We start from the raw sequence: 24882 nt of genomic DNA, 5'->3' as shown, positions 1-24882 counted from the left end.
TAGCTACAAACTGGAATTCCAATAAATGGTAGAAACTGCCAAAGCAGTAAAACTGATGATTTTCGATGTCGATGGTGTAATGACGGACGGCAGTCTGTTCTACACGGATGCAGGTGAAGAGATTAAGGCCTTCAACTCTTTGGATGGTCATGGTTTGAAAATGCTGCACTCTTCGGGGGTTAAGCTGGCCATCATTACGGGCAGGACTTCAAAACTCGTGGCTAACCGCGCCCGTCATCTCGGTATTGATTTTCTGCATCAGGGTGCCCATGACAAGCTGGTGGTCTTTGAGCGTTTATTGCTTGAAGCAGGGGTAAGTGCGGCAGAATGCGGATATATGGGGGATGATGTCGTTGATCTTCCGGTAATGCGTAGGGTTGGTTTTGCGGTGGCCGTGCCCGAGGCTCCTGAATTGGTCCAACAATCTGCGCATTACGTAACTGGACGGGGCGGAGGCCGTGGGGCGGTTCGTGAGCTCTGTGAGTACATTCTGCAGGCTCAAGGTAGCTGGGAGCGTGTCATGGCGCCGTATCTGCGCTAGGAGACCGGTTTGCGCGACCGAATCGTCAATCTATTGCCGCTGCTGCTGGCCAGTGTCCTGGCTGGGTTGGTTTATCTGTTAAACCAGTTCAGCGTGGTGACGCTGAATGCCAAGAAGTCCTCGCCTGAGCTCGTCGATATGCGCGCCTCAAGCGTGACGCTTGTCAGGCTTGATGCGTCGGGTTTGGCTGTATCCAGGTTGCAGGCGAGTACGGCAGAGCATGTTCCTCTTGATGAGGTGATGTATTTCGATGCTCCTCGATTGGTGCAGACCAAGCCGGGTGAGCCTCAGCTGACCGTCGAGGGGGTGCGAGCCCGTACAATTCGCAAGGGTGATGAAGCTTGGTTTTATGGCAACGTCGTCCTGACTCGCGCGGCGAGTGGAACCGCTGCAGAGTTGGTAGTCCGCGGTTCGGAAATCTGGGTCGACCAAGTCAAGCAATTGGCACGTTCTGGCCAGTTTGTAACGGCAGATCAGGGGCCTCATCATCTGGAGTCGGTGGGATTTGTCGCCGACCATCGCCAGCAGACGCTGGATCTTCTTTCCAAAGTGAAAATGACCTATGTACCGACAGCTCGTGCTGCCCTTGGTGGCAATACTTCTCAGTAGTTCTGTGTGGGCCGAAAAGGCAGATCGTGACCAGCCAATGAACATTACAGCTGATCGCTGCCAGATGGATCAGAAAACTCAAACCAGTATTTGTACTGGTAATGTTGTCGTGGTACAGGGATCAATGAAAATCACCGGGGACAAACTGGTGACAAAAGAAGATGCCAATGGCGCCCAGTATGGGCAAGGCTGGGGCTCGCCTTCGCGGTTCAAGACCAAGCTGGACAATAGCCCAGACTGGCTAGAGGCAGAGGGGCTTCGGTTTGACTACAACGGTGCTACGGGTATTCTGAAAATCATGGACAAGGCTTGGGTGAGGCGTGGCAAGGATTTGGTAATTGGCGACGTGATTATCTATGACATGAACACAGAGCTGTATCAGGCGGAAAGTGCCAAGGGTGGCCGAGTCAATATCACCATTAATCCGAAGAAAAAAGCCGCGAGTGCTGTGCAATGACGAGCATGCTTAAGGCCAGTAACCTGAAGAAGGTTTATGGCAAGCGAACGGTCGTCCACGACGTGTCACTGGATATCGCCAGCGGTGAGGTGGTTGGATTGCTGGGCCCTAACGGTGCAGGCAAAACCACCAGCTTCTACATGATCGTTGGTCTGGTTGGAGCCAATGGTGGCAGTATCGAATTGGATGGTCATGATGTGAGTGACATGCCAATCCACCGCAGGGCGAAACTGGGTGTTGGCTACCTCCCTCAGGAAGCGTCCATTTTTCGAAAAATGACTGTCGCCGAAAATGTTCGTGCAGTTCTCGAGCTCCACCAGCGCGGTAGTGAGGAAATCAACTATCGTCTGGACGCATTATTGCATGATCTGCATATATCGCATCTGCGCAATGCTACGGCCTTGAGCCTTTCTGGTGGCGAGCGTCGCCGTGTCGAGATTGCTCGGGCTTTGGCCAGCAATCCGCGCTTTATCTTGCTGGACGAACCGTTTGCTGGTGTGGATCCTATTGCTGTTATGGATATTCAGCGAATCATCGGTTTCCTCAGGGAGCGTCAGATTGGTGTGCTGATTACTGATCATAATGTTCGCGAGACACTCGGCATCTGCGATCGCGCCTACATCATCTCGGAAGGCCGGGTGCTGGCATCAGGGCAGCCCGAAGCCATCATTCAGGATGAGCACGTGCGTCGTGTTTACCTGGGTGAGAATTTCCGCATGTAAGCAAGCACCGCTATGAAGGCTAGTCTGCAGCTGCGAATGTCGCAGCAGCTGAATCTTACTCCTCAGCTTGCCCAGTCAATCCGCTTGCTGCAGCTCTCCACGCTTGAATTCCAGCAGGAGCTGGAGGGCTTCTTGGCGGATAATCCTTTGCTTGAGCGAGTTGAGCCTTCCGAGGCCGGCGAGCCTACATCGGATGAGCCCGGCAGTGCAACGAATGAGTCTCAGGATGCCCCGGAGCTCCTCTGGGATGAGGTTCGCAGCGGACGCAGTGGCGATGATGATGACTATGACCCCGCATTGAATGTGCCGCAACAGACGACACTGCAGGAGTACTTGCAGGCACAGGCGGCGTTGTTGCCCTTATCTGCCAGTGATCGTGGCTTGATCATGCTGGTGATCGATGCGCTGGATCAGGATGGTTTGCTTACTCAATCCCTAGAAGAGCTTCACGAACAGTTCGGCGCTGGCGAGTTGGCCGAGTTGGGTATCGAGCCGGAGGATTGGTTGGTGGTGCTGAGGCATGTCCAGCAATTTGATCCGCCAGGCGTGGGTGCACGCTCGCTGGGTGAGAGCTTGTTTCTGCAGTTGCGACTTAAGCCTGAGTCCCCGGCAAGAGAGCTGGCTGGGCGGCTTGTGCAGGAAGCACTCGATTTATTGGCGCAGCGGGACTACACTAGACTTAAAAGACAGTTACATTGTAACGAGGCCGAGCTGCGCGAGGCCATAGCCCTTATTGGTACGCTCAATCCGCGGCCAGGGGCTCAGTGGGGGAATACGGAATCAAACTATATCGTTCCTGATGTGGTGGTGAGCAAAGTACGTGGTCACTGGTTAGTTCGACTCAACGGTGCAGCTCAGCCCCGTCTCAGGGTAAACGAGTATTATGCCAAGGTGCTGCAGTCTGCAGATGCTCAGTCGCTCTCCGGGCAATTGCAGGAAGCCCGCTGGCTGGTGAAGAGTATCGAGCAGCGTGGGCAGACCATTTTGCGTGTCGCTGAAGTGATCGTGGAGAAGCAAAAAGCTTTTTTCGAGCTGGGCGAGATTGCCATGCGGCCGCTGGTGTTGCGAGATATCGCGATTGAATTGGGCTTGCATGAATCGACAGTGTCACGGGTGACGACGCAAAAATTCATGCTGACGCCCAGAGGTGTATTGGAATTCAAGTACTTCTTCGGTAGCCATGTCGAAACGGATACAGGAGGAGAATGTTCGGCAACAGCAATCAAGGCACAAATCCGCCAGCTGGTGCAGAATGAAAACAAGCAGAAGCCGCTGTCTGACAGCGCACTGGTAGAAGAACTCGCAAGGCAGGGTGTCGTGGTTGCGCGGCGTACCGTTGCCAAATACCGGGAGATGTTGCAAATCCCGCCGGTGAATCAGCGCAAGAGCCTGTAAACAGGTAAGACCGTAAGGAGAAAAACTATGAACCTCAACATTAGCGGCCATCATCTCGAAGTAACCCCGGCAATCCGTGACTATGTCACCAGCAAGATGGAACGCATTACACGTCACTTTGACAATGTGATCGATGTTTCCGTGATCCTGTCTGTGGACAAGCTGCAACATAAGGTTGAGGCAACGGTACACGTACGCGGCAAGGATATTCATGTCGAGTCGATTGAAGCCGACATGTACGCAGCCATTGACGCCCTGGCAGATAAGCTCGATCGCCAGGTGGTCAAGCACAAGGAGAAAATCTCCGATCACCGCAACGAGGCCATCAAACACCAGACTGTTGCTGAATAAGCCAGTTCTGTTGTTGCAACGGGAACGCCGCGAGTCGTTCCCGTTTTTCTTTTCGGTGGCCACAGGGCTAAAATGGCTGCCACTTTTCGCTCGATGTGAGTTCCATGAGCCTGCTTAACCAGATTCTTCCGCCGGCAAATATCTTTCTGGATATGGATGTCGGTAGCAAAAAACGTGTCTTCGAGCAGATTGGTATCGTGTTCGAAAACAGTCACGGGATCGCCCGTAGTGTGATCTTCGATAGCCTGTTTGCCCGGGAAAAGCTGGGCTCGACTGGCTTGGGGCAGGGCGTGGCCATTCCGCATGGGCGCATCAAGGGCCTGAAGGATGCAACTGGCGCTTTCGTGCGCCTCAAGGAGCCCATCCAGTACGATGCTCCCGATGGCAAACCAGTGAACCTGATTTTTGTGCTGCTGGTTCCGGCCAATGCGACAGATCTGCACTTGCAGATCCTGTCCGAGCTGGCGCAGCTGTTTTCTGACAAGCGCCTGCGGGAAAGCCTGGCCAGCGTGAGCGAGCCCGCTGATGCCTGGAAACTGATTTCCATGTGGGAACCCTACGGCTCCGAAACCGTTTGACGGTTTTCCATTCAGGCGGATAAGGCATGCCCCAGATCACGGTACGGCAACTCTTCATCGATAATGCCGAGAAGCTGCGACTGACCTGGCTGGCCGGGCAATCCGGCGCGAACAATCTGTTGTCGAACGACGCTTCGGAGCAGAAGCCCTCGCTGTCGCTGGTCGGCCACCTGAACTTCGTTCACCCCAACCGCATCCAGGTGCTGGGAACGGCCGAAGTTGCTTACATAAACGAGCTCTCGCCGGAGATGCTCGCTCCCTTGCTGGATCAGTTGTTCGCCAAGGAAATGGCGGCGATGATCGTCGCCAATAACCAGCAGGTACCTGAACCCTTGCGTGAAGGCGCGGAGCGCCATCATGTCCCGCTCCTCACCAGCCCCGAACAGTCGCCATACCTCATGGAGGTATTGCGCTACTATCTTTCCAAATCGCTGGCTGTATCGACACACCTCCATGGCGTATTTCTGGATGTGCTTGAAGTGGGGGTGCTGCTGACAGGTGAGTCATCAATGGGCAAGAGCGAGCTGGCACTGGAGCTGGTCTCGCGTGGACACGGCCTGGTCGCCGATGATGTGGTCGAGGTCTACCGCACTAACCCGGAAACACTGGAAGGGCGTTGCCCGCCGATGCTGCGTGATTTTCTGGAAGTCCGCGGGATCGGGGTGCTGAATATTCGCTCCATTTTTGGTGAAACCGCTGTCCGTCCCAAAAAGAACCTCAAGCTCATCATTCATTTGGCCAAAGCCAGCGGTGAAACGCTGTCGCCGGTGGATCGGCTGCAGATGCAGGCGGCCACTCAGGAAATTCTCGGGGTGGCCGTGCGCAAGCTGGTCATTCCCGTTGCCGCCGGCCGCAACTTGGCGGTACTGGTGGAAGCGGCAGTGCGGAACTACATTCTGCAACTGCGTGGCATCGATTCCACCCGCGAATTCATCGAGCGCCACCAGAAATTCATGGAGATCGGCGAGTGAACCGCCCCACGCGCGTGATTCTACTGTCGGGGCTCTCGGGCGCCGGCAAGTCGGTCGCCCTGCGCGCTCTGGAAGATCTTGGTTTCTACTGCATCGACAATCTGCCAGCCCCCTTGTTGCCCCAGGCGGTGGGCCTGCTGGAGGCCGATGGTTATGGCAAGCTGGCCATTAGTGTTGACGCACGCAGTGCGCACAACTTCGCCAGTTTTCCCGAGCATCTTGCGGCTTTGGTCGAGCTGGGGCTGGATGTGCAGGTGCTGTTCCTGGATGCTCAGGATACGGCGCTGGTGCGCCGCTATTCGGAATCACGCCGCGCGCACCCCCTGAGCCAGGGAAAACTCACAGTCGCAGAATGTGTCGCGATGGAGCGGGAAATGCTGGCGCTGGTCCGCGAGTCTGCACAGGTCATTGATACGACGGGCTTGTCTGCCAATCAATTGCGCGGCTGGTTGCGGGACTGGGTTGCTGTCGATGGTCAGCAGATGACCTTGGTGTTCCAGTCCTTCGGTTTCAAGCGAGGCTTGCCCTCCGATGCCGATTTCGTGTTTGATGCGCGGTGCCTGCCGAATCCCTTTTATGATCCCGTGCTAAGGCCGCTTACTGGCAAGGATCAGCCTGTTGCTGACTTTCTCGAGGCCGAGCCAAATGTGGGGGTCTTTATCAGTCAGGCGCGCGGCATGCTCAAGCAGTGGCTCCCAGAGTTCGAGCGCGATCAGCGTGGCAGCCTGACCGTCGCCATCGGTTGCACTGGTGGGCAGCACCGTTCCGTTTACTGTGTCGAGCAACTGGCAGCACTGTTTGCCGGCGAATATCCGGTGCTGATCCGTCATCGTGAGCAAGCCCATCTCTGAGCCCATTCGCTGGCGTCGTCTTTGCCGTAGAGGTGATGCTTTGCTGCTGCTCTTGCTGCTGCTGCTGTGGCCGCTACTTGCGCACTGGTGCTGGGCCCAGCCGCAGGCAACCAAGGTGCGTATCTATCAGAACGGCAGGCTGTTTGCCGAACTGGATCTGCTGGCGCAACGCCGGCTGGCCGTGACGGGGCCCTTGGGTGATACCGTCATCGAAATCCGGCATGGCCAGACGCGGATTGTTTCCGATCCCAGCCCCCGGCAATATTGCGTGCGTGCCGGCTGGCTCAGCCAGGCCGGGCAGAGTGCCATCTGCCTGCCGAACCGGACCAGCATCGAGCTGATCGGCGATGGGGGGCCGGCATTTGACAGCCTCAGCTACTAAGACACTAAGGCGTGTCAGGATTACGCAGGACGATATCCTGATCGCCCGTTGGGCCGCCCTGGCGATCGCACTAGCCGTTGCCGAGGCTGGTCTGCCGTCGCCATTACCGGGAATCAAGCCGGGCTTGGCCAATATCGTGACATTGCTGGTGCTGTATCGTGCCGGCTGGCGCGCCGCTGTATGGGTATCGCTGTTGAGGGTGCTGGCGGCCAGTCTGGTACTTGGCGGCTTCTTTTCCCCCGGGTTCGCAATGAGTGTTTCCGGAGCGGGCTGCAGTTTGCTGATGCTCGGAGGCGCATACTTGCTGCTTCCCGTGCGCTGGTTCGGACCGGTCAGTCTGTCGTTGCTGGCTGCGCTGGCGCACATGGGGGGGCAGTTGCTGCTGGCCAGGCTGTGGCTGATTCCACATAACGGTATTATCTACCTGGTGCCGGTCTTTGCCGGTGCAGCCCTGATCTTCGGTCTGGTCAACGGCCTGATCGTGGCATGGATACAGCAACGTCTGGAGCAAGAACCATGAAAACCCTCACCGTCGCGTTTACCGGTGCCTCCGGCCTGCCCTATGGCCTGCGCACGCTCGAATGTTTGCTGGAGGCGGGCTGTACGGTGAATGTGGTCGTGACTCAGGCTGCGCAGATTGTCGCCTCGCAGGAGCTGAACGAAACCTGGCCATCCCGTCCCAAAGAGCTAGGCAGGTATCTGCGTGAACGCTTTTCAGTTAAGCATGAAGAGCAGCTTACTGTGTGGGGTATGCAGGAATGGTTCGCCCCGATGGCCTCCGGTTCCAACCCCGGAGATGGCATGGTAGTGGTGCCGTGCACGATGGGGGCGCTGGCGGCCATTGCCAATGGCATGAGCGAGAATCTGCTCGAACGTTCCGCCGATGTGATGCTGAAGGAGCGACGTGATCTGATTCTGGTGCCACGCGAGGCCCCGTTCTCGACTCTGCATCTGGAAAACATGCTCAAGCTCTCGCGCATGGGCGCGGTCATCTTGCCGCCCAACCCGGCCTTCTACCACCATCCGAAAAGCATCGCCGACATGGTCGATTTTGTCGTTGCACGGATTCTTGACCAGCTGCGGATTCCGCATCAGCTGATGCAGCGCTGGGGGGAATAGCCCCCGATCATCAGGCGACCACCGACCATTCTCGTGTGCTTGGCTGCCAGTATTGCTGAAAACAACTGTGTGATCGCCAAATCGGTAAAACTGCGAAGTTGCGAACTGCTTCGCCCGAAGTCGATCCAAGCCCTTCGTCGTCCTGCAGGAGTTAGCATGAATACGTCAGAGGAATCCCGCTTCGATGCCCCGCGTTTCTGGCAGAAACTGCCTGTCTTTGCGCGCAGGGCCGGGCTCGAGCTGGTCGAGAAGGCCTTATGGTTGTTCTATGCCGCGCAGCGCCCCGATACGCCGCGCTGGGCCAGAACTGTGATCTACGGAGCGCTTGCCTATCTGTTGTTGCCCACTGATGCCATTCCTGATTTCTTGCCGGGCGTCGGTTTGACGGATGATCTGGCTTCACTGGTGGCAGCACTCGGTCTGGTGGCGATGTACGTGAATGATGACGTCAAGGCTCAGGCTAGCAGCAAGCTTGAGCGCTGGTTCGGAGCGGGTAACTTGCGCTAGCCGGAACATCTTGCTGTGATTGCCCTCACGGCGAATGCTGTCCCTGCGGTTACAATCCGGTTTTTACTTGAGTAATCGCCGCCATGTCCGTCAGCCAGGAAGAACGAGTGCAGCGCTCACAATTTGCTGCCGTATTGCAGGGCTTTGCCGCGATCGTGGTTTCGGTGCTGATGTACCAGGCACTCAACGCATCCGGTTTTGAGCAACTTTTCTATGTTCCCGCCGTGGCCGTCCTTGCCGTCGTGGTGCATCTGGTCTTGTCGCTGATTGGCCTGGCGCGGCGCCATCTGATCAATTATCACGTACTCCCTCCCCTTGCCATTTATCTGATCGTCGCAGCCTTATTCAGCATGACTACGCTCGGTAGCGCGCTGATCGTGACTGATGAGGAGGCCGGCCTTGGTGCTGCCAATGCCGAATTCGAGCGCAATCCGGCAGTTGATCTCGAGTTTATGAATCTGGGCGTGAACCCGCTTGGTCTGGAGGGTCGTGGCATATTGCCCGAGCCCATGGCGGGGATGGGGCGCAATGTCGTCCCTTCGCAGGACACCATAACCTGGGAAAGTGGCAGATATACACGGCCCATCTTTCACTATCAGGGTGGCGTTTCGCTGCTGAAGGAGGGCCTGTGGAACGATGAAGCAAAAAGCATTGAAGTCTGCGAGCTGCAGACGTCTGGAGTCTGTCGTTACCGCAGCTGGCCAGTTAGCCGCATCCTGACGCCAGAGCTCGACGCCTTGCTCCCCCTGCCGTCATCGCCGGGCTACTACCGTAGTGAGTATCAGCTGTTCTTTCTGGATGGTCGCGTTGAAGTGGTGCGTAGCCTGCCCGAGCATTCAGTGCCCGAGCAGGCGACATCGGTCATCGTCCGCAATTTTACCGGCAGCATGATTACGCGGGTGATGCTAGGAGACTATCTGGCGACTTCAGGGCCGAACAACGTGCTCATGCCTGCTCAGGGGGGCGTATGTGGCGACGAATATGGAACGACGCGGAATATGTCTTATCCGGGAGGGCTCCCGGCGCGCCTGCGACTCAGCTGGCGCGATTCTGCCAATCCAGAGTCATTGCGAACAAGCACACTCGCAGTACCCGGCATTAGCGAGGCGCTGGCAGCTGCCATGCAGAAAAAGACCGAAAGCGGCAATTACTGGGAGGTGCTGCTGTATCCGCAGCATACGGTTATCCGTTTGGTGAATGACAAAGCCCGCTCAGCGCAGTGCGAGGCAGCCGAACAGTACCAGCCCTGTTGGTGCCAGAGCGAATTGCCTGAGATCGTGGCGGTGCTGCGGCAAGGGCGCCTACCGCTGGCCATGCCCCCTAAAGAGCTGGCCGCGGCGATCAAGGAAGGGGAGGCTGCATCAGCTTCCGCGGCTGACGCGCCGGAACAGCCACAGTAGGGATACGGCAATCAGCGCCAGCGCGATGACCAAGGCCAGCCAGTAACCTTGTGCCCCCCAGCCCGACCAGTCACCCGCTCCGTAGGTCAGCAGATAACCCAGCGGCAGCCCGACCAGCCAGAAGGCGAGGATGTAGGCCAGCATCGGTCCGCGCGTGACCTTGTAGCCGCGCAGAATGCCGGCCAGAATGGCCTGGCTTGCGTCAAAAAGCTGGAAAACTGCGGCGAAAATCATCAGCGTGGCCGCGAGCTCGCGCACTGCCAGATCGCTGGTGTAGAGGCTCGCAATCGCATGCCCGCCCAGCGACAGCAGCAACCCGCCGCTGACGGCAATCACGAGTCCCATCCACAGGCCGGTTTTACCAATGAAGCGTGCCAGGGCGGTATCGCCCGCACCGAGCGCCTGACCAACCCTAACGGTGAGTGCCGAGCCCAGCCCCATCGGCAGCATGAACATCATTGACGTGGCATTCAGCGCAATCTGGTGCGAAGCCACCGTGGTCGTGCCGAGTCTGGCCAGCAGTAGCGCCACGCCGGCAAAGGCGCTGACTTCGACCAGAAAGGTCAGCCCGATCGGCAGGCCAAGCTTGAGTAATTGCTGCTGTGTTGTCCAGTGCGGGGCGATCCAGTTGCGGAAGGGGTGTGTATCGCGATACGCCGGTGCACGCCAGACCCAGAGAATGGCAAACAGGGCCCCCAGCCACGCACAGATGGCTGAGGCGACCCCGCAGCCCACTCCGCCAAGCGCCGGCGCGCCGAAGTGGCCGAAGACGAAGATCCAGTTGAGCGGAATGTTCAGCAGCAGTGTCAGCAAGGCAATGATCATCACCGGGCGCGGTTGATTGATCGCCGTGCTGTAATTGCCCAGAACGCGCTGAATGGCCAGCGCCGGCATGCCCCAGCCGACAGCCGCGAGAAACTGGCTGGCCTTGCTGGCGACTGCATCATCCATGCCAAGGAATGGATATACCCATGGCCCGATATATTGGAAGGCTAATAAAAATAGCACCCCTACAGCAATACCCTGCCATAGTGCCTGCTGTACCAGATGCGGGATTGCATCGGTTTTACCTTCGCCAACCTTGTGGGCAACCAGCGGGCTGATCGCCAGCAGCAAACCCATCATTGCCACCAGTCCGCTGATCCACAGCGAGGCGCCGACCGATACGACCGCCAGATCGGCCGCAGAGGCATGACCAGCCATGGCGGCATCGACAAAAGCAAGACCGGTGCCGGCGAGCTGACCAACGATCAGTGGCCAGGCTAGCGTCCAGGTCTGTCGGGCGTCAGTGAGATGGCGTTGCAGGGGCATGGGGACTCCGGTGATGCCCCCGCAGGGGGAGGCTAACGCACCCAGGGGCGCGCGGGTTCGTAACGGACCAGCAGCTCGGGAAAGCGCCGGGCAAACAGCAGTGCTTCTTCCAGTCCCAGATCCAGTACATCGATCTGGCCGTTGTCATGCTGGACCAGCGCCAGACCCAGACTGCTGGCTGCAGCAAAGGCCTTGTTCAGCTGCAGTGCCGCCAGTCCGGCTGGGGCTGCCAGTGTCAGGCGGGCGCGGCGGAAGCCGGGCGTCGCCGGCAGGGAGGTACTGGCTGGCCGGTGCGGTCGGATCACGGGGTGAGCGTCGTTGCTGATGGTGGTGTCGCTGAAATGGCAATCGTACATGGTCGTTTCTCCTGAACGGTTCAAGCCGGTCAGGTCAGCCCGACCGACGCTTTAGCAGAATTTGTTGCGCGCCCTGGAAGTTGTCGCATTAAACGGCGCGTAGCCCTTGCGGGCCGGATAAAAAAACCTGCTCGCGCAGGCCGGCGCGCTTTAGCAGCATTTATTGGCAGCGCCCTGCAAGCTGGGCTTCAAAACGGCGCTGGTAATTGCAGTCTGATTTTTCTCTTGCGCTGTACCCGCGTCAAGCACAGCGAGGAGGGATTATTACCGGAACAGTTCGGTGCTGCGTCCTGCGGACCTCTCCCTGTCAACCGTCATGCCCCTGATTGCGTTGGTCGAGGACGGCCGGCGCCTTGCCTGGCTGCCACTCATTAATCAGGAGAAGAAAATGCGCAAACTGCTTATTGCCTTGCTGGGTTTGTCTTTGGGGCTCACTGCGTGGGCCGCCTCGCCGGAAGTCAGTCAGGCCAAGGCGAAACTGGAGAAGGAAAAACAGGATGTCGCGCAGGCCAAGAAGGAACTGCATGAGGCCAAGAAAGAAGAAAAGGCCGACAAGAAAGAGGAAAAAGCCGACAAGAAAGCGGAGCACGAGGCGAAAAAGGCTGAGAAAGAAGCAAAACACGCTGCACACAAGCAGGCTAAGTAAGCGCCTGCCCGGTTAGTCCGCCTTCGGGTTGAGCGGTATCCCGCCATGCTTTGGGACTCAGTGCAGATTGCTGTGCCCAGGCATGGCGGAACTCACGGGCGCTGTTGTAGCCGCAGGCTTCGGCAATCCGCTCGATGGGCAGGCCGGTCTGGCTCAGCAGCTGGCGTGCCCGCGCCATGCGCAGCATGGTGAGGTAATTTTTCGGTGAAATTCCTGCATGTTCGGCAAAAAGGCGCTGCAGCTGGCGAGGGCTGACGTGCGCAAGCTCCGCCAATTGCGTACTGCTCCAGCGCAGCTCTGGCCGCTCGGCCATCGCTTGTTGGGCACGCTGCACACCGGGATGCAGGTGATTGCGGTGCATCAGCCAGGGCGAAAGCTGCGGATCGTGGCTGCCGCGCCGGAAAAACAGTACGGCCTGTCTTGCTACTTCGCTGGCGACGGCCGGGCCACAATCCCGGGCAACGATTTCCAGTGCCAGATCGATGCCCGAACTGATGCCGGCGCTGGTGAAGACGGGGCCATCCTGGACAAACAGTCGCTCGGCTTCGACCTGTGCCTGCGGATAGCGACTGGCCAGTGCCGCGGTGAGCGAGAAATGCGTCGTGCAGCGGCGCCCCTCCAGCAGGCCTGCTGCCCCCAGAAAAAACGCCCCGGCGCAGACGCTAGCCCATTCGACCGGCGCCGAGCGCTGTCCGGAAAGCCAGTGCACCAGTGCTGCATCGTCCGGCTGATCGGCCTGACTGCGGCAACCGGGAATGAGGACCAGGGCTCCTTGTGGCAAGCGATCGGGTAGCGCTGCCAGACCCGCCAGCTGCACACCGACACTGCTGGCGAGTTGCGGCTGCGCTGCGGCAAAGTGCAGCCGGTAATGCCCGCCGCCAGCCAGCCGGAATACTTCGGCTGGCCCGGCCAGATCCAGTAGCAGCGTGCCGGCAGGCAGAACAAACCACACCTCACGCGACGTCATGGCTGCAGTGACTCAAGACACTCGGCCACGCTGCACACCCGGGCGAAGCGGCCGTTCAGAACCAGTTCGGTGCGCGCCTTGATCTCGGCGGCACTGAACTCGCGCCCGTCGGGATGGGGCATGGCAAAGGTCAGGGTGGCTTCGCTGACAAAGTCGATGCGGTAACCCAGATCACTGGCCACTCGTGCGGTCGTTTCACAGCACTGCTCGGTGCGCATGCCGCTGATGATCAGGTGGTCAATGCCGGCCCGGCGCAACCACGCATCCAGCCCGCTGTCGGTCAGCGCGTTATGCACCTGCTTGATCACACGATAGTCGTGTTCTGGAGGGAGCCAGTCCTGCGCCACGCACAGTCCCCTCGCCGGGTTGAACAGCGAGTCGGCCGCAAGATTGTGATGGAACACCTGCACCACCGGCACGCGGCGTTCGCGGCAGCCACGGATCAGTGCCGTTTGCGCGGCCTGATAGGCTGGCAGATCATCGTTGGACCAGAATGGCTGGTGTTCGAAGGATTGCTGGACGTCGATGACTAGCAGGGCGCTGCGCATGATGCACTTCCTTGGTGCGGGTGAAAGTACGTCAATCATCTATCTTTGATAGCCTATATTAAATACAGCATCCAGACCTTATAAGGTGAAAATACGACATTTATATTGGGCTGCATGCTATGAGGGGCGCCAGAAGATCGCGCTGCGCTGCGGGCCATGGCTGCTGGCGATGCTGTCCAGCCCGCAGGTCGTGTTCAGTTGCTGGGTGAGTTGGCCAAGACTGCTGAGCCGCTGCGTGCAGATGGTACGGGCGGTCCCGAGCTGGCTGGTTAGTCCCTCCTGCTCCTTGAGCGACGCCGGAATGGCTAGTGTCTGCTGGCGCTGCCCGTCGATCTCGTAGGCGTCGCACCAGTTGATCGTAGCCCGCCCAAGTGCATCGGCATGGCTGAGCAGCAGGCCGTCGATTGTGCCGGCGCAGGCCAGGGCGTAGCGCAGCAGTACCGCGTCGAAATGGCCGCGACGAAAGCGGCCCTGCCAGCCGGTGTCGGCATTGTGCGGCTCGGCCAGAACGTCCAGCGCCGGGTCTTCGCTGGGCAGCGGCCCCGCGCCGTGGCGGGTAAGGTAGCTGCGCAGCGCACCGTAATGCGCATGCGGTTCGTCGAGCCCGTAGTGCCGCGCGACTTGGGCGGCGGCCTGCGGGCCGGTGCTGCTCCAGGTGGTGTGCGGATGGAAGCCGTAGTGTTCATCCAGCAGCATGCCCTGCGCGCCCTCGAAAATGACGTGGCCGGGCCGCTGCAGTTGCCGGCTGATATGCGCAGGGCTGGCGGGCGGGCTGAGCGCGAGCAGTTCGCGCACCTGCCGCAGCCAGCGCCGGGGCAGTGCGATATCCAGCAGTGCGGCGAGTTCCGTGGCGAAGCGTTCGTCGCCGGCAAATTCGTCTTGCAGCAGCTCGCGCTGGCGCTGCAGTTTGGCCAGCGTTACGGTTGAGTCGAGCAGCTCGCCATAGCTCAGGCTGGCGTCCGGCTGGGTGAGCGACAATTCAACCGTCGCACCAAAGCCGATGCCGCAGCTGCCGTGCGCCGCGGCGCCACGGCGGAGTTCGCGCCAGCGCCCGGCGGCCTGCAGCCAGGGGGTAGTGACGCGGCAGGCCGCGTCGATCAGTAGCCTCGGCCACAGTGGCGGACAGTGCTTGCCGGCCAGCAGCGCGGCTTCGTGCAGCAGGCCACCGGGATGCAGGACAAAGGGGGCGGCGAGCACGGTATGCACGCCGGGAAGGAAGCTGGCCGCAGCAAACTGCGCAAAGATGTGGCTGCGGCCGTCATCCAGCACCACAGTATGACCGGCCTGACCGCCACCGTTGTAGCGCACGACGGTGTGCGCGTCGAGTCGGGCTGCGAGCGCGTCGACAAAGCGCCCCTTGCCGCAATCGCCAAAGCCCAGCCCGAATACCGTCAGCAACCGGGGCGTTACCCTCTCAGCCAAACAGTTTTTTCCACCACGAAGTGGGCTTGGCCGGTGCGCCGGGGGTGTCGTGCGCCTGTGCGGCATCCTGGTCGCCGGCGGCGAACAGCGAAGTGCTGCCTTCGACGGCTCGGATGACTGCGCCAATGCGCTCGCCGGGCATGCCGCTGGCGGAAAGCGCCTGAGCAATGCGGTCGGCACCGCTGAGTACGCCTTCGTTCTGCGCGATCAGCGCGGCGGCGACGGCGCAGGTGTCCTGCGGGTCTTCCAGGCAGATCACATGGTCGCCCAGCAACTGCCGCCACGGTTTTTCGCAATTTTCGCGCCGGTTGAGTGCCGGAATCAGGAAGTACAGGTGGTAGCGCTCGGCGGCGGCGGCAATCACCTCGGCAATCGGCAGGTCTTCGTCGAGCTGGTCGCCGATCAGGCTGCCGACCTGATGCTTCGACACATAGGGGTAGGGCAGCTCGTCGCCGGTCAGAAACAGATAGCCCTTCTTGCCGCGCTGGTTCCAGTGATCGTGGTCGGTGTGCTGGGCGGCAATATAGAAAGCCAGCTCGTAGCTCTCGTGGTTCTGGCCGCCGCCGCCGCCTTCGAGGTAGCTCCAGGTCAGCCACTGATCCATCAGCTCGGCGGTCGATTCGAACTGGCCGACCTGCAGTGGCGCATTGTCGCTGGTGGCATCACCAATCGCCATGAACAGCAGTTGCGGGTGCGCGATGCCGAAATCCTGCAGCAGTTTCATGAACCCCGGCAGTTCCTGCCGTGCAAGCAGGTCGGGGATGTGACCCATCGAGCCGGTGACATCGAGTGCAAAGGCAATCGGTACCGAATCGGGATGGTCTGCACTGTCACGCGCCTCGCGCACTTTCAGCCCCTGCGGATTCATCAGCGCGTGGCACTGTGTCTGGGCGAAGACTTCATCACGCGACTGGTGCGCGCGGTCGGCGATCAGCGCGGAGTGCGCAGCGTGCGAGTAATTACCGTAACCCATGGCAAGTCCTTGTCAGAAGTGGGTTGGGGAGTGAGGGGAGAAGGGAATGAAGCGCGGCGGACCAAATGCCTGTCGCGCCCGGTCTTTCAGCAAGGCATCCAGCGCGGGGGCCGTGGTGCTGCGGCACCAGGCGTAGTCGCTGGCGCTGGCCAGCAAATCCGCCAGCGGCGCTGGCAGGTCGGCGCGCAAGGCGGGGGGCTCTGTGTCAGACGGATTGAGTAATTGCCGGATGGTCCACGCACTTTGCTGCAGATCGTGCGCGGCATCAGTCGGCTCGGCCGAGTGCAGATGGCGCCAGCCGATCAGCATCACGCCGTGGTCGCGCGGCTGTACGAGCCAGTGATCAGCGCTCAAGGCACCGTGCGCCAGCCCGTTGTTGTGCAGATAGCCCAGAATGTCGAGCACGCGTCGCCAGATCCACACCGCATGCTCAGACCGGATGCCGGCGGGCTGATTACGCAGCACCGCCGCCATGCTGCCCCAGTAACCCGGTGGTACACGCCAGGCCAGCACGCGCCGGCCCTGATACTGCCCTTGTGCCACCAGTTGCGGGATGCGCCGGCTGTAATACGCGCTGCCGGGGCCATCGCGAGCGAGCAGGTTCTGCAGGTGTTGTGCTTCGGCGTCCAGTTGTGCCGCGCCGCTGGCATCGTGCGCGATCTTCAGCGTGATGCGCTCCGGGTAGGCCGTCAGGCGCTCGGCCTGCCAGATGCTGGCCGTTTCGCCCGATCCCAGCGGCGCAATCAGCCGGCACGGCGCGCCCTCGAGCACGAATTCGGGATTCAGCCGCGCATGCTCGGCTGCCTGCCTGCGCAGCGCTGCCTGAAAATGGCTGCGCTCGACCAGCGACGGATTGCGCGTGACCAGCACATGGCAATACGTGCAGGCCACGCGGCGCCAGGCGGCCTGCTGCGGCAGCGCGCCACCACACTGCGGACAGACCAGTGCCAGAAAGTCGCTCATCTATTGCGGATCCTTTGAATCCAGCATCAGCGTCACCGGTCCATCGTTGACCAGGTGAACATGCATTTCCGCGCCAAACACGCCGGTCGGCACCGGTTTGCCCAGTTTGGCTGCGAGCGCCGCAACAAAAGCCTCGAACATTGGCTGCGAGATATGACCCGGCGCGGCGCGGCCCCAGCTCGGGCGGTTGCCCTTTTTGTAGCTGCCAAAGAGCGTGAATTGCGATACGGCCAGAATCTGGCCGCCGGTATCCAGCACCGAGCGGTTCATCACGCCGGCCTCGTCTTCGAACACGCGCAAATTGCAGACCTTGCCGGCCATCCACGCCAGATCGGCCGCGGTATCGGCTTCTTCAATGCCGGCCAGCACCAGCAGGCCGGCGTCGATGGCCCCGGTGACTTGCTGGTCGACCTCGACCCGGGCTTCGCTGACCCGTTGCAGCAGGACGCGCATGCAGTGTTTCCTTGTATGAGCAGGCGCTCATCCTACTCCAGGGCAAGGCTCGCGTCAGCCGCTGCACGGCCAAGGCGTGAGCAATTTCATACGTGCCGCCCTATGGCCACGTATTCATCTGTTTGAATGATCTGCAGGCATATACCCAGCGAGGATCTATGGGGGCGGCGACTATTCCGGTTTGGCTAAGTCAGTGAGCTGTAACCGATTTTTCCGAGGCTGGCGTTGCCTGCGGGTTTTCACTAATATCGGTGGTTCGGAAAAGAAAACGCTTTATAGGAATGCGGCAATGAAACGTGTTGGTCTCGTCGGCTGGCGTGGCATGGTGGGCTCGGTCCTCATGCAACGCATGCAGGAAGAAAAAGATTTTGATGTCATCGACCCGGTGTTCTTCACCACGTCGCAAGCCGGTCAGGCTGCGCCGAATTTTGGCAAGGATGCTGGCACGCTGAAAGATGCCAAGTCGATTGCCGATCTGAAAGAAATGGACATCATCATTTCCTGCCAGGGCGGTGACTACACCACCGAAATTTACCCGCAGCTGCGTGCAGCCGGCTGGAATGGTTACTGGATCGACGCGGCTTCCACCAAGCGCATGGACGACGACTCCGTGATCATCCTTGATCCGGTCAACCGCAACGTCATCGACGACGCCCTGGCGCGCGGCATCAAGAATTACATCGGCGGCAACTGTACCAACTCCATCATGCTGATGGGCATGGGTGGTCTGTTCCGCGAAGGCTTGGTTGATTGGGTTTCCTCGATGACCTACCAGGCCGCTTCGGGTGGTGGTGCCAACCACATGCGCGAACTGCTGAAGGGCATGGGCGTGGTGCATGGCGCGGTGGCTGACGAGCTGGCTACGCCGGCTTCCGCCATTCTGGACATCGACCGCAAGGTGGCGAAAACCATCCGCGAAGACGTGCCGACCGAATTCTTCGGCGCCCCGCTCGCCGGCGGCCTGATCCCGTGGATCGACAAGCAGCTCGACAACGGCCAGTCCAAGGAAGAATGGAAGGGCCAGGCCGAAGTGAACAAGATTCTTGGTACTGCAGCGACCATTCCGGTTGACGGCCTCTGCGTGCGTATCGGTGCAATGCGCTGCCACAGCCTCGCGCTGACCGTGAAGCTGAAGAAAGACCTGCCGCTGGCTGAAATCGAAGCCATCATCAAGTCGGGCAACGACTGGGTGAAGTGGGTGCCGAACGATCGCGAAATCACCGTGAAGGAGCTGACCCCGGCGTCCATCACTGGTGGCCTGCAGATCGGTGTGGGTCGCGTGCGCAAGCTGAACATGGGTGCGGAATACCTGTCCGCCTTCGTGATCGGTGACCAGCTGCTGTGGGGCGCGGCCGAGCCGCTGCGCCGCATGCTGCGCATCCTGATCGACTAAATACGATCAGCGTGTCGCCAAACGGGGTGCCTGCGGGCACCCCGTTTTGTTTTGTGCTGCCGTATCAGGGTTCATGACGACTGTCGCGCACACCTGAAATGTAGTAAAACTACATTACGTGAGCGGCTAGATTGGTAGTTCTGCTGGTGTTCTTCATCTGGACAGGGAGGCGGCAATGCACAGAATCGTGATTGTGGGTGGTGGTGCCGGCGGGTTGGAGCTGGCCACGCGGCTGGGGCGCAAGCTGGGAGGGCGGCAGGCCGAGATCGTGCTGGTGGATGGTTCGCCCACCCACATCTGGAAACCGTTGCTGCATGAGGTGGCCACTGGCGCGCTCAATACCGGCGAGGATGAAGTCAATTACTTTGGCCATGCCTGGCATAACGGCTATCGGTTCGAGTTCGGCTGGATGGATGGGCTGGATCGCGAAGCCCGGCGCATTCATATTGCAGCGGTGCATGACCGGACCGGTCGCGAACTGGCGGCTGCGCGTACGCTGCACTACGACACACTGGTGCTGGCGGTCGGCGCGATCGCGAATGATTTTGGTACGAGCGGGGCGCGCGAGCATTGCATGTTCCTGAATAACCCGGCCGATGCCGAGGCGCTGCGCCGGCGCATTCTTGACGAATCCTTTGCCGTTGCTGCCAGTGGCGACGCCGTGCGCAAGCTGAGCATCGGCATCGTTGGCGGCGGCCCGACCGGGGTCGAGCTGGCCGCCGAGATCGATCATACGATTCGCGAGATGCATCATCTGGGTGCCAATCTCAGCCCGGCACAGCTGGAAATCACCGTGATCGAAGGCGCGCCGCGGATTCTGGCCAGCGCACCGGAATCATTGTCCCGCTATGCTGAGGCGCGGCTGGCCGAGCGCGGCATTCTGGTGGCGTGCAACAGTCAGGTTGCGGAGGTGGATGCCCAGGGCTTCATGCTTCGCGATGGCCGGCGCATCATTTCGGCCATCCGCGTGTGGGCGGCGGGGGTGAAGGCGCCGCAATGGCTGACGACGCTCGGCCTGCACACCAACCGTCTGAACCAGATCGAAGTCACAACCGCGCTGCAGACGCTCACCGATCCCGACATTTTTGCACTGGGTGATTGCGCCAGTGCGCCCAATGGAGACGGTGGTACTCCGCTGCCCGCTACCGCACAGGTCGCGCATCAGCAGGCCGAATGGCTGGCCGGCATGTTGACCGACCGGCTGAAGGGGCGTGCCCCGAGTGAATTTGTGTTCAAACCGCAGGGCATGATGGTTTCGCTGGGCAAGCACACGGCAGTGGGCAGTCTCGCTGCCATTGTGGGCCCCCAGCGTGATTATTATGTGCAGGGGCGCGGAGCCAAGCTGATTTACGCCTCGCTCTATCGGCTGCATCAGGCGGCGGTGCATGGCTGGGTGCTGGCTGCGCTGCTGTTTATTGGCGACAAGCTGCGCGGCGTCGCCCGGCCAACACTGAAATTGCACTGAGTCGTTTTGCCGTAGGGTATGTGCGTAAGTTCTCCGATTTATAAGCAATAGGTCTGGATAGGTGGCTGAGTATCAATTCTGCCGGGGCTGCATCTCGCTCGGATTGATGCCGAAGTGTGCGCGAAAGCGCCGCGAGAAACTGGCGATTTCCTGATAGCCGACCGCGTGGGCAACCTCGCTGACACGTTCGCCTTGCAGCAGACGGGTTTTGGCTGCCTGCATGCGTGCGGCAAAAACCAGTTGCCCCGGCGGCTGCCCCAGTTGGCTGCGGCACAGCCGATGCAGGTGCGAGGGAGTCACGCCCAGCAGGGTGGCCAGTCGTGGCACAGGCCAGTCGGCTGCGGGCTCGCGGGCAATGGCATCAAACAAGGCCTGCAGTCGCGCTGCCCAGCCTTCCTGCGGCCGGAATACCCCCAGCGTCCGTTCCAGTAGCTGGCTGACCAGATCCAGCGCCGGAATGACCAGTGCATCACTTTCACCGGCGTTCTGTCGGCAGGCTTCGCGCTGGAAAAGCGATACCGCGTCCCACAGCAGTGCGCCGTCCTGGCTATTGCCGATCCACGGGGTCGAACGATCCATGAAGTCCCAGCGCGGATCGTCGCGCAGCAGAAACCACACGTGCGGTAGCGCTGCCTCGCCGACGCGGCGAAAGCCGCGCTGTCCGCCGCGCGGCAGCACGCCGAACTGCCCCGGTCCGACTTGCCAGACGGCCTCGCCCTCGAACAGCTCGGCCGAGCCGTCCAGAATAAAGAGCAGGACGTGAAACGGTGCGTCGATCCGTTCGATCTCGCACAGGCCGGTCGGGGCGGCAACACCGCACATGAAAATGCCGCGCGAGCGCATCGGCGGGCAGGAGGCCTTGTGATAGACGTGGGCGCCGACCAGTCGGCCACCTTCCTCGACATCGAAGCGTTCGTAGTAAATCGTTGCCATTGTTGCAAACCGCGAGAGATCCGGACAAATCGCTGGTCAGAATCCGACATTCCGCTGGCGCAAGCAAGTGGATTACATTGTCATTTGTCTTTCTTGTTTGGTAATGAATGATGCTGATCCAGGCTGAAGCACTGAACCGTGTCTACCGCAGCCCTTTGCCGGGCCAGAGCTGGGGGGAGCGCTTTGCGCGCCTTATACGGCCAAAGTGGAGCGAAACGCATTCGGTGCGTGATGTGAGCTTCGGCATCGCGCGCGGCGAATGCGTGGCGCTGGTCGGGCCGAACGGCGCGGGCAAGTCGACCACCATCAAGATGCTCACCGGCATTCTCGCACCCAGCTCAGGCAGGGTATCGGTCGCTGGCTTCGACCCGCAAAGGGATAGGCGCGCATACGTCAAGCACATTGGCGTGGTCTTCGGCCAGCGCAGCCAGCTGTGGTGGGATTTGCCGGTGCAGGATTCCTTCCGCATCCTGCAGGCGCTGTTTGCGGTTCCGGAAGCCACTTACCAGCAGCAATTGAACCTGTTCCGCCGCGAGGGCGGGCTGGATGAATTCTGGCTGCGCCCGGTGCGCACGCTGAGCCTCGGCCAGCGCATGCTGTGCGAAATCGCCGCCAGTTTTCTGCATGCACCGGAAGTCGTGTTTCTGGACGAGCCAACGATTGGCCTCGATCTGGAAATGAAGGCGCGCATGCGCGAGCTGATCCGCCAGATCAACCGCGATGCCGGAACGACGGTGCTGATCACCTCGCACGACGTTGGCGACATTGAAAAACTCAGCCAGCGCCTCTTGCTGATCGACCACGGCCAGCTCAAGTTCGACGGTAGCCTCGCGCACTTTCGCCAGAGCGCCGGCGACGGCCACTGGTGGGCGGCAAAACTGGGCGGCGACCGCGACGCCGCACAGGCACTGCTGGCTGGTCATCCCGCCGGGCTGGCGGTGCGCCACAACGGCGACTGGCTGGAAGTGGCGCGCGACGAGCGCCTGCCGCTGCCCGAGCTGCTGCAGCTGCTCGCTCCGTTTGCCATTCACGACATCAAGCCGGTCGAGCAAAGCCTGGAAGACCTGCTGCACGGCTTCTATCTGGCAGGCAAGGTCGGCGCGCGGGAGGCCGCATGAGCACGCTGCGCGCCTGCTATCAGTTGGCGCTGGCCAATGGCCGCGTCACCGCCACCGACCGCAAGGGCCGGCTGATCATCTGCGTCGGCTATCTGCTGGGCATGTGGCTGCTGTACTGGCTGTGGCGCGGGCTGTATCTGAACGACCCGAGCCGCGCCGGGCTGGATTTCGCCACCGCGCTGACGCACGTCGCCACCGCGCAGACGCTGTTCGCCATCATCACCACGCCGGCTGACTGGCGGCTGGCGCGCGAGATTCGTTCCGGCGAAGTCGCCAGCCAGCTCACCCAGCCGATGAATCTGGCTCTGCGCCACGGTGCGATGGCGCTGGGGGCGGTGGCAGCCAAGGCGCTGTACATGCTGCCAGCTTTTGCGCTGTTTTTGTGGTGGGCAGGACTGAATCTGGCGCCGTCCAGCTGGCCGCTGGCGCTGGCGTCGCTGGCCTGCAGCTTCGTGCTGCTGTATTGCCTAGCCTTTATCGTCGGGCTGGCCGGATTTCTGGCCACCGACCTGTGGGGCATCATCGCCAGCAAGGATGCTGTGGTGCAGTTCCTCGGCGGCGCGCTGATTCCGCTGGCCTTCTTCCCGCCAACGGCTCAAACACTGCTGCACGTGCTGCCCTTCGCGCACTTCTTTAATACCCCGGTTGCCTACCTCACCGGCCAGCTGCACGGACTCGAATCACTGCTGATTCAGGCGAGCTGGGCGCTGGCCTTCATGCTGTTTGCCCATCTGGCCAGCCAGCAGGTGCAGCGCAAGTTGGTGGTGTTTGGAGCCTGATGATGAACGATGTCGAATTCTCCTTTGACTTGGCGCGCGTCGACTGGGAGCGTGTCACCGGCTGGCTGGCCGGCAGCTACTGGTCGCCGGGCATCACGCGCGCCCATGTCGAGCAGGGCGCGCAGGCCTCGACCGTCGTCATCGCCGCGTTTCTCGGCGGCGAGCAGGTCGGCTACGCGCGCGTGCTCAGCGACACGGTGCGTTTTGCCTATCTGGCCGACGTGTATGTCGCCAAAGCGCAGCGTGGGCAGGGGCTTGCACGGCGCATGATTGCCGCGCTGCTGGCGCACCCGCGCATTGCCGGTGTAGTGAACTGCTACCTGCTCACCGGCACGCCGGCGGTCTACCACTCGCTGGGCTTTGCCACCTACCCTACGCCGGAGCGCTTTATGGTACGCAGCAACCCCGATGCACTCGACTTCACCAAGGAGCCTTGAGGTATTGCCTCACAGGTCAACACTGAAAATGGCTAGCGCCTTATACACTCAGGAGTAATGTAATGAGCAGCAATCCCTTCCTCGGCACCTGGCAACTGCGCAGCGGCGAATTCGGCGAGCACGGCCAGCCGGTCACCCCGTACGACATGAGCCGCCTGCAATCGCGCAAGGTGATCTCGCAGCAGGGCTTCAGCTTCCTCACACTGCAGGATGGCAAGTTCTACTCTGCCGCCAGCGGCAGTTACCGCTTCGATGAAGCCGACTACGTCGAAACCCCGGCCATGACCACCTGGCCGGTACCGGAAGGCCAGCAATACACCTTCCGCTACGAATTCATCGACGGCCTGTGGCACAACAAGCGCACCGAGAATGGCGTGCAGGTGGAGCACGAAATCTGGGAAAAGGTGGCGGACTGAGCATGACCCCCTTTCTCAGCGCCTGGTGGCGCATGGCCCTGGCCGATTGCAAGATCAAGCTGGAAAACCGCGCGGACTTCGGCCTGATCATCGCCGGCATGTTTTTTACTTCGCTCGCCAGCGGCGCGACGCTGTACCTGATGCTGGGGCAAGGCGGCAGCATTGCCGGCTATTCACGCTACGAGCTGCTGTTCATGCAGGGCTTCATGTTCCTCGCCTACGTGTTCGAAAGCAGCTGCTGCAATGCGATGTACATGCTGGAAGCCTGGCTGAAGAACGGCAACTTCATCCGCTACTACCTGCGGCCGGTGCACCCGCTGCAGATGCTGGTGCTGGAGCGCTTCCACCCACAGGGGCTGGTGGTGGCGGCGACGGGGCTTTCCTTCTGCGGCTTTGCGCTGGCCAACCTGCCGGGCGTGTTCGATGTCGCCTTCGTGCTGCAAATGGCGCTATTGCTGCCCCTGGCGGCCATCGTCCTGAACGCGATCAACCAGATGGCGATTGCCAGCTGCTTCTTTCTCGGCGAGTACTTCCCGGTGTTTCACACCGTGGGCAAGTTGACCGACATGTCGCGCTACCCCTTCGAACTATTCCCGCGCATCGCGCGCGGTGCCTTCATGCTGCTGCCGCTGTCCGGCATCGTCTGGTGGCCGTGTCAGGTGCTGCTGAAAGGCCAGCCACTGCTGCCGGTGCTCGGGGTGATGACGCTGATCGCCGGTGGCAGCGTGCTGCTCTTGATGTGGCTGTGGCGGGCAGGGATGCGGCGCTATGCGGGAGCAGGTGGTTAACGGGTATGGCCGTGTACGCTAACCATAGCAA

General features: G+C 60.7%; 31 protein-coding genes. 22 read left to right on the top strand and 9 right to left on the bottom strand.

What is annotated here, in order from left to right; all coding sequences use genetic code 11:
- Positions 1 to 25 precede the first annotated feature (25 nt).
- The 14 genes from INR99_RS14485 (at position 26) to INR99_RS14420 (ending at position 9883) form a co-directional block, all read left to right on the top strand.
- A complete protein-coding gene (locus INR99_RS14485; RefSeq protein WP_194117084.1) occupies positions 26 to 541 on the top strand; it encodes a KdsC family phosphatase in 516 nt (171 codons plus the stop codon).
- 9 nt (positions 542 to 550) lie between these two features.
- Positions 551 to 1150 (top strand): LPS export ABC transporter periplasmic protein LptC, encoded by a 600-nt coding sequence (gene lptC, locus INR99_RS14480; RefSeq protein ID WP_194117083.1) that lies wholly within the window; start codon positions 551 to 553, stop codon positions 1148 to 1150.
- Positions 1104 to 1607, top strand: a complete 504-nt coding sequence (gene lptA / locus INR99_RS14475; RefSeq protein WP_228098339.1) for a lipopolysaccharide transport periplasmic protein LptA — start codon at positions 1104 to 1106, stop codon at positions 1605 to 1607. Before lptC ends, lptA begins: the two co-directional genes overlap by 47 nt.
- Positions 1604 to 2329 (top strand): LPS export ABC transporter ATP-binding protein, encoded by a 726-nt coding sequence (gene lptB, locus INR99_RS14470; protein ID WP_194117081.1) that lies wholly within the window; start codon positions 1604 to 1606, stop codon positions 2327 to 2329. The genes lptA and lptB overlap by 4 nt, the downstream gene beginning before the upstream one ends.
- A gap of 12 nt (positions 2330 to 2341) precedes the next feature.
- Positions 2342 to 3724, top strand: a complete 1383-nt coding sequence (locus tag INR99_RS14465; protein WP_194117080.1) for an RNA polymerase factor sigma-54 — start codon at positions 2342 to 2344, stop codon at positions 3722 to 3724.
- A 27-nt stretch (positions 3725 to 3751) separates the two neighbouring features.
- Positions 3752 to 4075, top strand: a complete 324-nt coding sequence (gene hpf, locus INR99_RS14460; RefSeq protein ID WP_194117079.1) for a ribosome hibernation-promoting factor, HPF/YfiA family — start codon at positions 3752 to 3754, stop codon at positions 4073 to 4075.
- A gap of 104 nt (positions 4076 to 4179) precedes the next feature.
- Entirely contained in the window at positions 4180 to 4653 is a 474-nt protein-coding gene (gene ptsN, locus INR99_RS14455; protein WP_194117078.1) for a PTS IIA-like nitrogen regulatory protein PtsN, read from the top strand.
- A gap of 26 nt (positions 4654 to 4679) precedes the next feature.
- On the top strand, positions 4680 to 5624 hold the full coding sequence (gene hprK, locus INR99_RS14450; RefSeq protein WP_194117077.1) for an HPr(Ser) kinase/phosphatase: 945 nt from the start codon (positions 4680 to 4682) through the stop codon (positions 5622 to 5624).
- Positions 5621 to 6475, top strand: a complete 855-nt coding sequence (gene rapZ, locus INR99_RS14445; protein ID WP_194117076.1) for an RNase adapter RapZ — start codon at positions 5621 to 5623, stop codon at positions 6473 to 6475. The genes hprK and rapZ overlap by 4 nt, the downstream gene beginning before the upstream one ends.
- A 40-nt stretch (positions 6476 to 6515) precedes the next feature.
- Entirely contained in the window at positions 6516 to 6857 is a 342-nt protein-coding gene (locus INR99_RS14440) for a NusG domain II-containing protein (protein WP_194117112.1), read from the top strand.
- Positions 6838 to 7377, top strand: coding sequence for a Gx transporter family protein (locus INR99_RS14435; RefSeq protein WP_228098338.1), 540 nt, complete (start codon positions 6838 to 6840; stop codon positions 7375 to 7377). Before INR99_RS14440 ends, INR99_RS14435 begins: the two co-directional genes overlap by 20 nt.
- Complete coding sequence (locus INR99_RS14430; protein WP_194117074.1) at positions 7374 to 7976, top strand: flavin prenyltransferase UbiX; 603 nt, start codon at positions 7374 to 7376, stop codon at positions 7974 to 7976. The genes INR99_RS14435 and INR99_RS14430 overlap by 4 nt, the downstream gene beginning before the upstream one ends.
- A gap of 156 nt (positions 7977 to 8132) precedes the next feature.
- Complete coding sequence (locus INR99_RS14425; RefSeq protein ID WP_194117073.1) at positions 8133 to 8483, top strand: YkvA family protein; 351 nt, start codon at positions 8133 to 8135, stop codon at positions 8481 to 8483.
- Between the two features lie 83 nt (positions 8484 to 8566).
- The gene (locus tag INR99_RS14420; protein ID WP_194117072.1) at positions 8567 to 9883 is read left to right on the top strand and encodes a hypothetical protein; all 1317 of its coding nucleotides are present in this window, start codon (positions 8567 to 8569) and stop codon (positions 9881 to 9883) included.
- Here the strand turns inward: INR99_RS14420 and INR99_RS14415 are convergent.
- Both INR99_RS14415 and INR99_RS14410 read right to left on the bottom strand, forming a co-directional pair.
- Positions 9845 to 11194, bottom strand: coding sequence for an MATE family efflux transporter (locus INR99_RS14415; protein WP_194117071.1), 1350 nt, complete (start codon positions 11192 to 11194; stop codon positions 9845 to 9847). The two genes, INR99_RS14420 and INR99_RS14415, sit on opposite strands and share 39 nt — an antisense overlap.
- Before the next feature lie 32 nt (positions 11195 to 11226).
- Positions 11227 to 11550 (bottom strand): hypothetical protein, encoded by a 324-nt coding sequence (locus INR99_RS14410; RefSeq protein WP_194117070.1) that lies wholly within the window; start codon positions 11548 to 11550, stop codon positions 11227 to 11229.
- A gap of 388 nt (positions 11551 to 11938) precedes the next feature.
- On the opposite strand from INR99_RS14410, the gene INR99_RS14405 reads away from it, so the two are divergent.
- Positions 11939 to 12196: a hypothetical protein gene (locus tag INR99_RS14405; RefSeq protein ID WP_194117069.1), complete on the top strand. Its 258-nt coding sequence runs from the start codon at positions 11939 to 11941 to the stop codon at positions 12194 to 12196.
- On the opposite strand, the gene INR99_RS14400 is transcribed toward INR99_RS14405, so the two are convergent.
- The 6 genes from INR99_RS14400 to dtd all read right to left on the bottom strand — a co-directional run bounded on the left by INR99_RS14400 (position 12189) and on the right by dtd (position 17522).
- Positions 12189 to 13163 (bottom strand): GlxA family transcriptional regulator, encoded by a 975-nt coding sequence (locus tag INR99_RS14400; RefSeq protein WP_194117068.1) that lies wholly within the window; start codon positions 13161 to 13163, stop codon positions 12189 to 12191. The genes INR99_RS14405 and INR99_RS14400 overlap by 8 nt on opposite strands.
- Positions 13160 to 13711, bottom strand: a complete 552-nt coding sequence (locus tag INR99_RS14395; RefSeq protein ID WP_228098337.1) for an isochorismatase family protein — start codon at positions 13709 to 13711, stop codon at positions 13160 to 13162. Before INR99_RS14395 ends, INR99_RS14400 begins: the two co-directional genes overlap by 4 nt.
- A gap of 117 nt (positions 13712 to 13828) precedes the next feature.
- Positions 13829 to 15133, bottom strand: coding sequence for an adenylosuccinate synthetase (locus INR99_RS14390; RefSeq protein ID WP_194117067.1), 1305 nt, complete (start codon positions 15131 to 15133; stop codon positions 13829 to 13831).
- On the bottom strand, positions 15126 to 16106 hold the full coding sequence (locus INR99_RS14385) for a VWA domain-containing protein (protein WP_194117066.1): 981 nt from the start codon (positions 16104 to 16106) through the stop codon (positions 15126 to 15128). Before INR99_RS14385 ends, INR99_RS14390 begins: the two co-directional genes overlap by 8 nt.
- 12 nt (positions 16107 to 16118) lie before the next feature.
- Positions 16119 to 17069, bottom strand: a complete 951-nt coding sequence (locus INR99_RS14380) for a serine/threonine-protein kinase (protein ID WP_194117065.1) — start codon at positions 17067 to 17069, stop codon at positions 16119 to 16121.
- Positions 17070 to 17522, bottom strand: a complete 453-nt coding sequence (gene dtd, locus INR99_RS14375; RefSeq protein WP_194117064.1) for a D-aminoacyl-tRNA deacylase — start codon at positions 17520 to 17522, stop codon at positions 17070 to 17072. It lies immediately after the preceding gene.
- A 289-nt stretch (positions 17523 to 17811) separates the two neighbouring features.
- On the opposite strand from dtd, the gene asd reads away from it, so the two are divergent.
- Positions 17812 to 18915 (top strand): aspartate-semialdehyde dehydrogenase, encoded by a 1104-nt coding sequence (asd, locus tag INR99_RS14370; protein ID WP_194117063.1) that lies wholly within the window; start codon positions 17812 to 17814, stop codon positions 18913 to 18915.
- 175 nt (positions 18916 to 19090) lie between these two features.
- Entirely contained in the window at positions 19091 to 20380 is a 1290-nt protein-coding gene (locus INR99_RS14365) for an NAD(P)/FAD-dependent oxidoreductase (protein WP_194117062.1), read from the top strand.
- 72 nt (positions 20381 to 20452) lie between these two features.
- On the opposite strand, the gene INR99_RS14360 is transcribed toward INR99_RS14365, so the two are convergent.
- Positions 20453 to 21313 carry a helix-turn-helix transcriptional regulator gene (locus tag INR99_RS14360; RefSeq protein ID WP_194117061.1) on the bottom strand — a complete coding sequence of 287 codons (861 nt, stop codon included), beginning with the start codon at positions 21311 to 21313 and terminating at the stop codon, positions 20453 to 20455.
- A 110-nt stretch (positions 21314 to 21423) separates the two neighbouring features.
- On the opposite strand from INR99_RS14360, the gene INR99_RS14355 reads away from it, so the two are divergent.
- From INR99_RS14355 to INR99_RS14335, 5 genes are all read left to right on the top strand, one after another.
- Entirely contained in the window at positions 21424 to 22431 is a 1008-nt protein-coding gene (locus INR99_RS14355; protein WP_194117060.1) for an ABC transporter ATP-binding protein, read from the top strand.
- Positions 22428 to 23210, top strand: coding sequence for an ABC transporter permease (locus INR99_RS14350; RefSeq protein ID WP_194117059.1), 783 nt, complete (start codon positions 22428 to 22430; stop codon positions 23208 to 23210). The genes INR99_RS14355 and INR99_RS14350 overlap by 4 nt, the downstream gene beginning before the upstream one ends.
- A 2-nt stretch (positions 23211 to 23212) precedes the next feature.
- The gene (locus INR99_RS14345; protein ID WP_194117058.1) at positions 23213 to 23647 is read left to right on the top strand and encodes a GNAT family N-acetyltransferase; all 435 of its coding nucleotides are present in this window, start codon (positions 23213 to 23215) and stop codon (positions 23645 to 23647) included.
- A gap of 62 nt (positions 23648 to 23709) precedes the next feature.
- Complete coding sequence (locus tag INR99_RS14340) at positions 23710 to 24063, top strand: hypothetical protein (protein ID WP_194117057.1); 354 nt, start codon at positions 23710 to 23712, stop codon at positions 24061 to 24063.
- 2 nt (positions 24064 to 24065) lie between these two features.
- Positions 24066 to 24851 (top strand): ABC-2 family transporter protein, encoded by a 786-nt coding sequence (locus tag INR99_RS14335; RefSeq protein WP_194117056.1) that lies wholly within the window; start codon positions 24066 to 24068, stop codon positions 24849 to 24851.
- Positions 24852 to 24882 lie beyond the last annotated feature (31 nt).

The organism is Chitinilyticum piscinae (assembly GCF_015223195.1).
In the GTDB taxonomy this organism is placed as follows: Bacteria; Pseudomonadota; Gammaproteobacteria; order Burkholderiales; family Chitinibacteraceae; genus Chitinilyticum; species Chitinilyticum piscinae.
The sequence above is the reverse complement of the archived record's forward strand: the minus strand, read 5'-3'. Positions and strand labels throughout refer to the sequence as shown.

What these genes read in the sequence shown, in the direction of transcription:
- INR99_RS14485 (WP_194117084.1), top strand. Translation starts at nt 26, where the DNA reads ATGGTAGAAACTGCCAAAGCAGTAAAACTGATGATTTTCGATGTCGAT.
- lptA (WP_228098339.1), top strand. Translation starts at nt 1,104, where the DNA reads ATGTACCGACAGCTCGTGCTGCCCTTGGTGGCAATACTTCTCAGTAGT.
- lptB (WP_194117081.1), top strand. Translation starts at nt 1,604, where the DNA reads ATGACGAGCATGCTTAAGGCCAGTAACCTGAAGAAGGTTTATGGCAAG.
- INR99_RS14465 (WP_194117080.1), top strand. Translation starts at nt 2,342, where the DNA reads ATGAAGGCTAGTCTGCAGCTGCGAATGTCGCAGCAGCTGAATCTTACT.
- hpf (WP_194117079.1), top strand. Translation starts at nt 3,752, where the DNA reads ATGAACCTCAACATTAGCGGCCATCATCTCGAAGTAACCCCGGCAATC.
- ptsN (WP_194117078.1), top strand. Translation starts at nt 4,180, where the DNA reads ATGAGCCTGCTTAACCAGATTCTTCCGCCGGCAAATATCTTTCTGGAT.
- hprK (WP_194117077.1), top strand. Translation starts at nt 4,680, where the DNA reads ATGCCCCAGATCACGGTACGGCAACTCTTCATCGATAATGCCGAGAAG.
- INR99_RS14430 (WP_194117074.1), top strand. Translation starts at nt 7,374, where the DNA reads ATGAAAACCCTCACCGTCGCGTTTACCGGTGCCTCCGGCCTGCCCTAT.
- INR99_RS14425 (WP_194117073.1), top strand. Translation starts at nt 8,133, where the DNA reads ATGAATACGTCAGAGGAATCCCGCTTCGATGCCCCGCGTTTCTGGCAG.
- INR99_RS14420 (WP_194117072.1), top strand. Translation starts at nt 8,567, where the DNA reads ATGTCCGTCAGCCAGGAAGAACGAGTGCAGCGCTCACAATTTGCTGCC.
- INR99_RS14415 (WP_194117071.1), bottom strand. Translation starts at nt 11,194, where the DNA reads ATGCCCCTGCAACGCCATCTCACTGACGCCCGACAGACCTGGACGCTA.
- INR99_RS14410 (WP_194117070.1), bottom strand. Translation starts at nt 11,550, where the DNA reads ATGTACGATTGCCATTTCAGCGACACCACCATCAGCAACGACGCTCAC.
- INR99_RS14405 (WP_194117069.1), top strand. Translation starts at nt 11,939, where the DNA reads ATGCGCAAACTGCTTATTGCCTTGCTGGGTTTGTCTTTGGGGCTCACT.
- INR99_RS14400 (WP_194117068.1), bottom strand. Translation starts at nt 13,163, where the DNA reads ATGACGTCGCGTGAGGTGTGGTTTGTTCTGCCTGCCGGCACGCTGCTA.
- INR99_RS14395 (WP_228098337.1), bottom strand. Translation starts at nt 13,711, where the DNA reads ATGCGCAGCGCCCTGCTAGTCATCGACGTCCAGCAATCCTTCGAACAC.
- INR99_RS14385 (WP_194117066.1), bottom strand. Translation starts at nt 16,106, where the DNA reads ATGGGTTACGGTAATTACTCGCACGCTGCGCACTCCGCGCTGATCGCC.
- INR99_RS14380 (WP_194117065.1), bottom strand. Translation starts at nt 17,069, where the DNA reads ATGAGCGACTTTCTGGCACTGGTCTGTCCGCAGTGTGGTGGCGCGCTG.
- dtd (WP_194117064.1), bottom strand. Translation starts at nt 17,522, where the DNA reads ATGCGCGTCCTGCTGCAACGGGTCAGCGAAGCCCGGGTCGAGGTCGAC.
- asd (WP_194117063.1), top strand. Translation starts at nt 17,812, where the DNA reads ATGAAACGTGTTGGTCTCGTCGGCTGGCGTGGCATGGTGGGCTCGGTC.
- INR99_RS14365 (WP_194117062.1), top strand. Translation starts at nt 19,091, where the DNA reads ATGCACAGAATCGTGATTGTGGGTGGTGGTGCCGGCGGGTTGGAGCTG.
- INR99_RS14360 (WP_194117061.1), bottom strand. Translation starts at nt 21,313, where the DNA reads ATGGCAACGATTTACTACGAACGCTTCGATGTCGAGGAAGGTGGCCGA.
- INR99_RS14355 (WP_194117060.1), top strand. Translation starts at nt 21,424, where the DNA reads ATGCTGATCCAGGCTGAAGCACTGAACCGTGTCTACCGCAGCCCTTTG.
- INR99_RS14350 (WP_194117059.1), top strand. Translation starts at nt 22,428, where the DNA reads ATGAGCACGCTGCGCGCCTGCTATCAGTTGGCGCTGGCCAATGGCCGC.
- INR99_RS14345 (WP_194117058.1), top strand. Translation starts at nt 23,213, where the DNA reads ATGAACGATGTCGAATTCTCCTTTGACTTGGCGCGCGTCGACTGGGAG.
- INR99_RS14340 (WP_194117057.1), top strand. Translation starts at nt 23,710, where the DNA reads ATGAGCAGCAATCCCTTCCTCGGCACCTGGCAACTGCGCAGCGGCGAA.
- INR99_RS14335 (WP_194117056.1), top strand. Translation starts at nt 24,066, where the DNA reads ATGACCCCCTTTCTCAGCGCCTGGTGGCGCATGGCCCTGGCCGATTGC.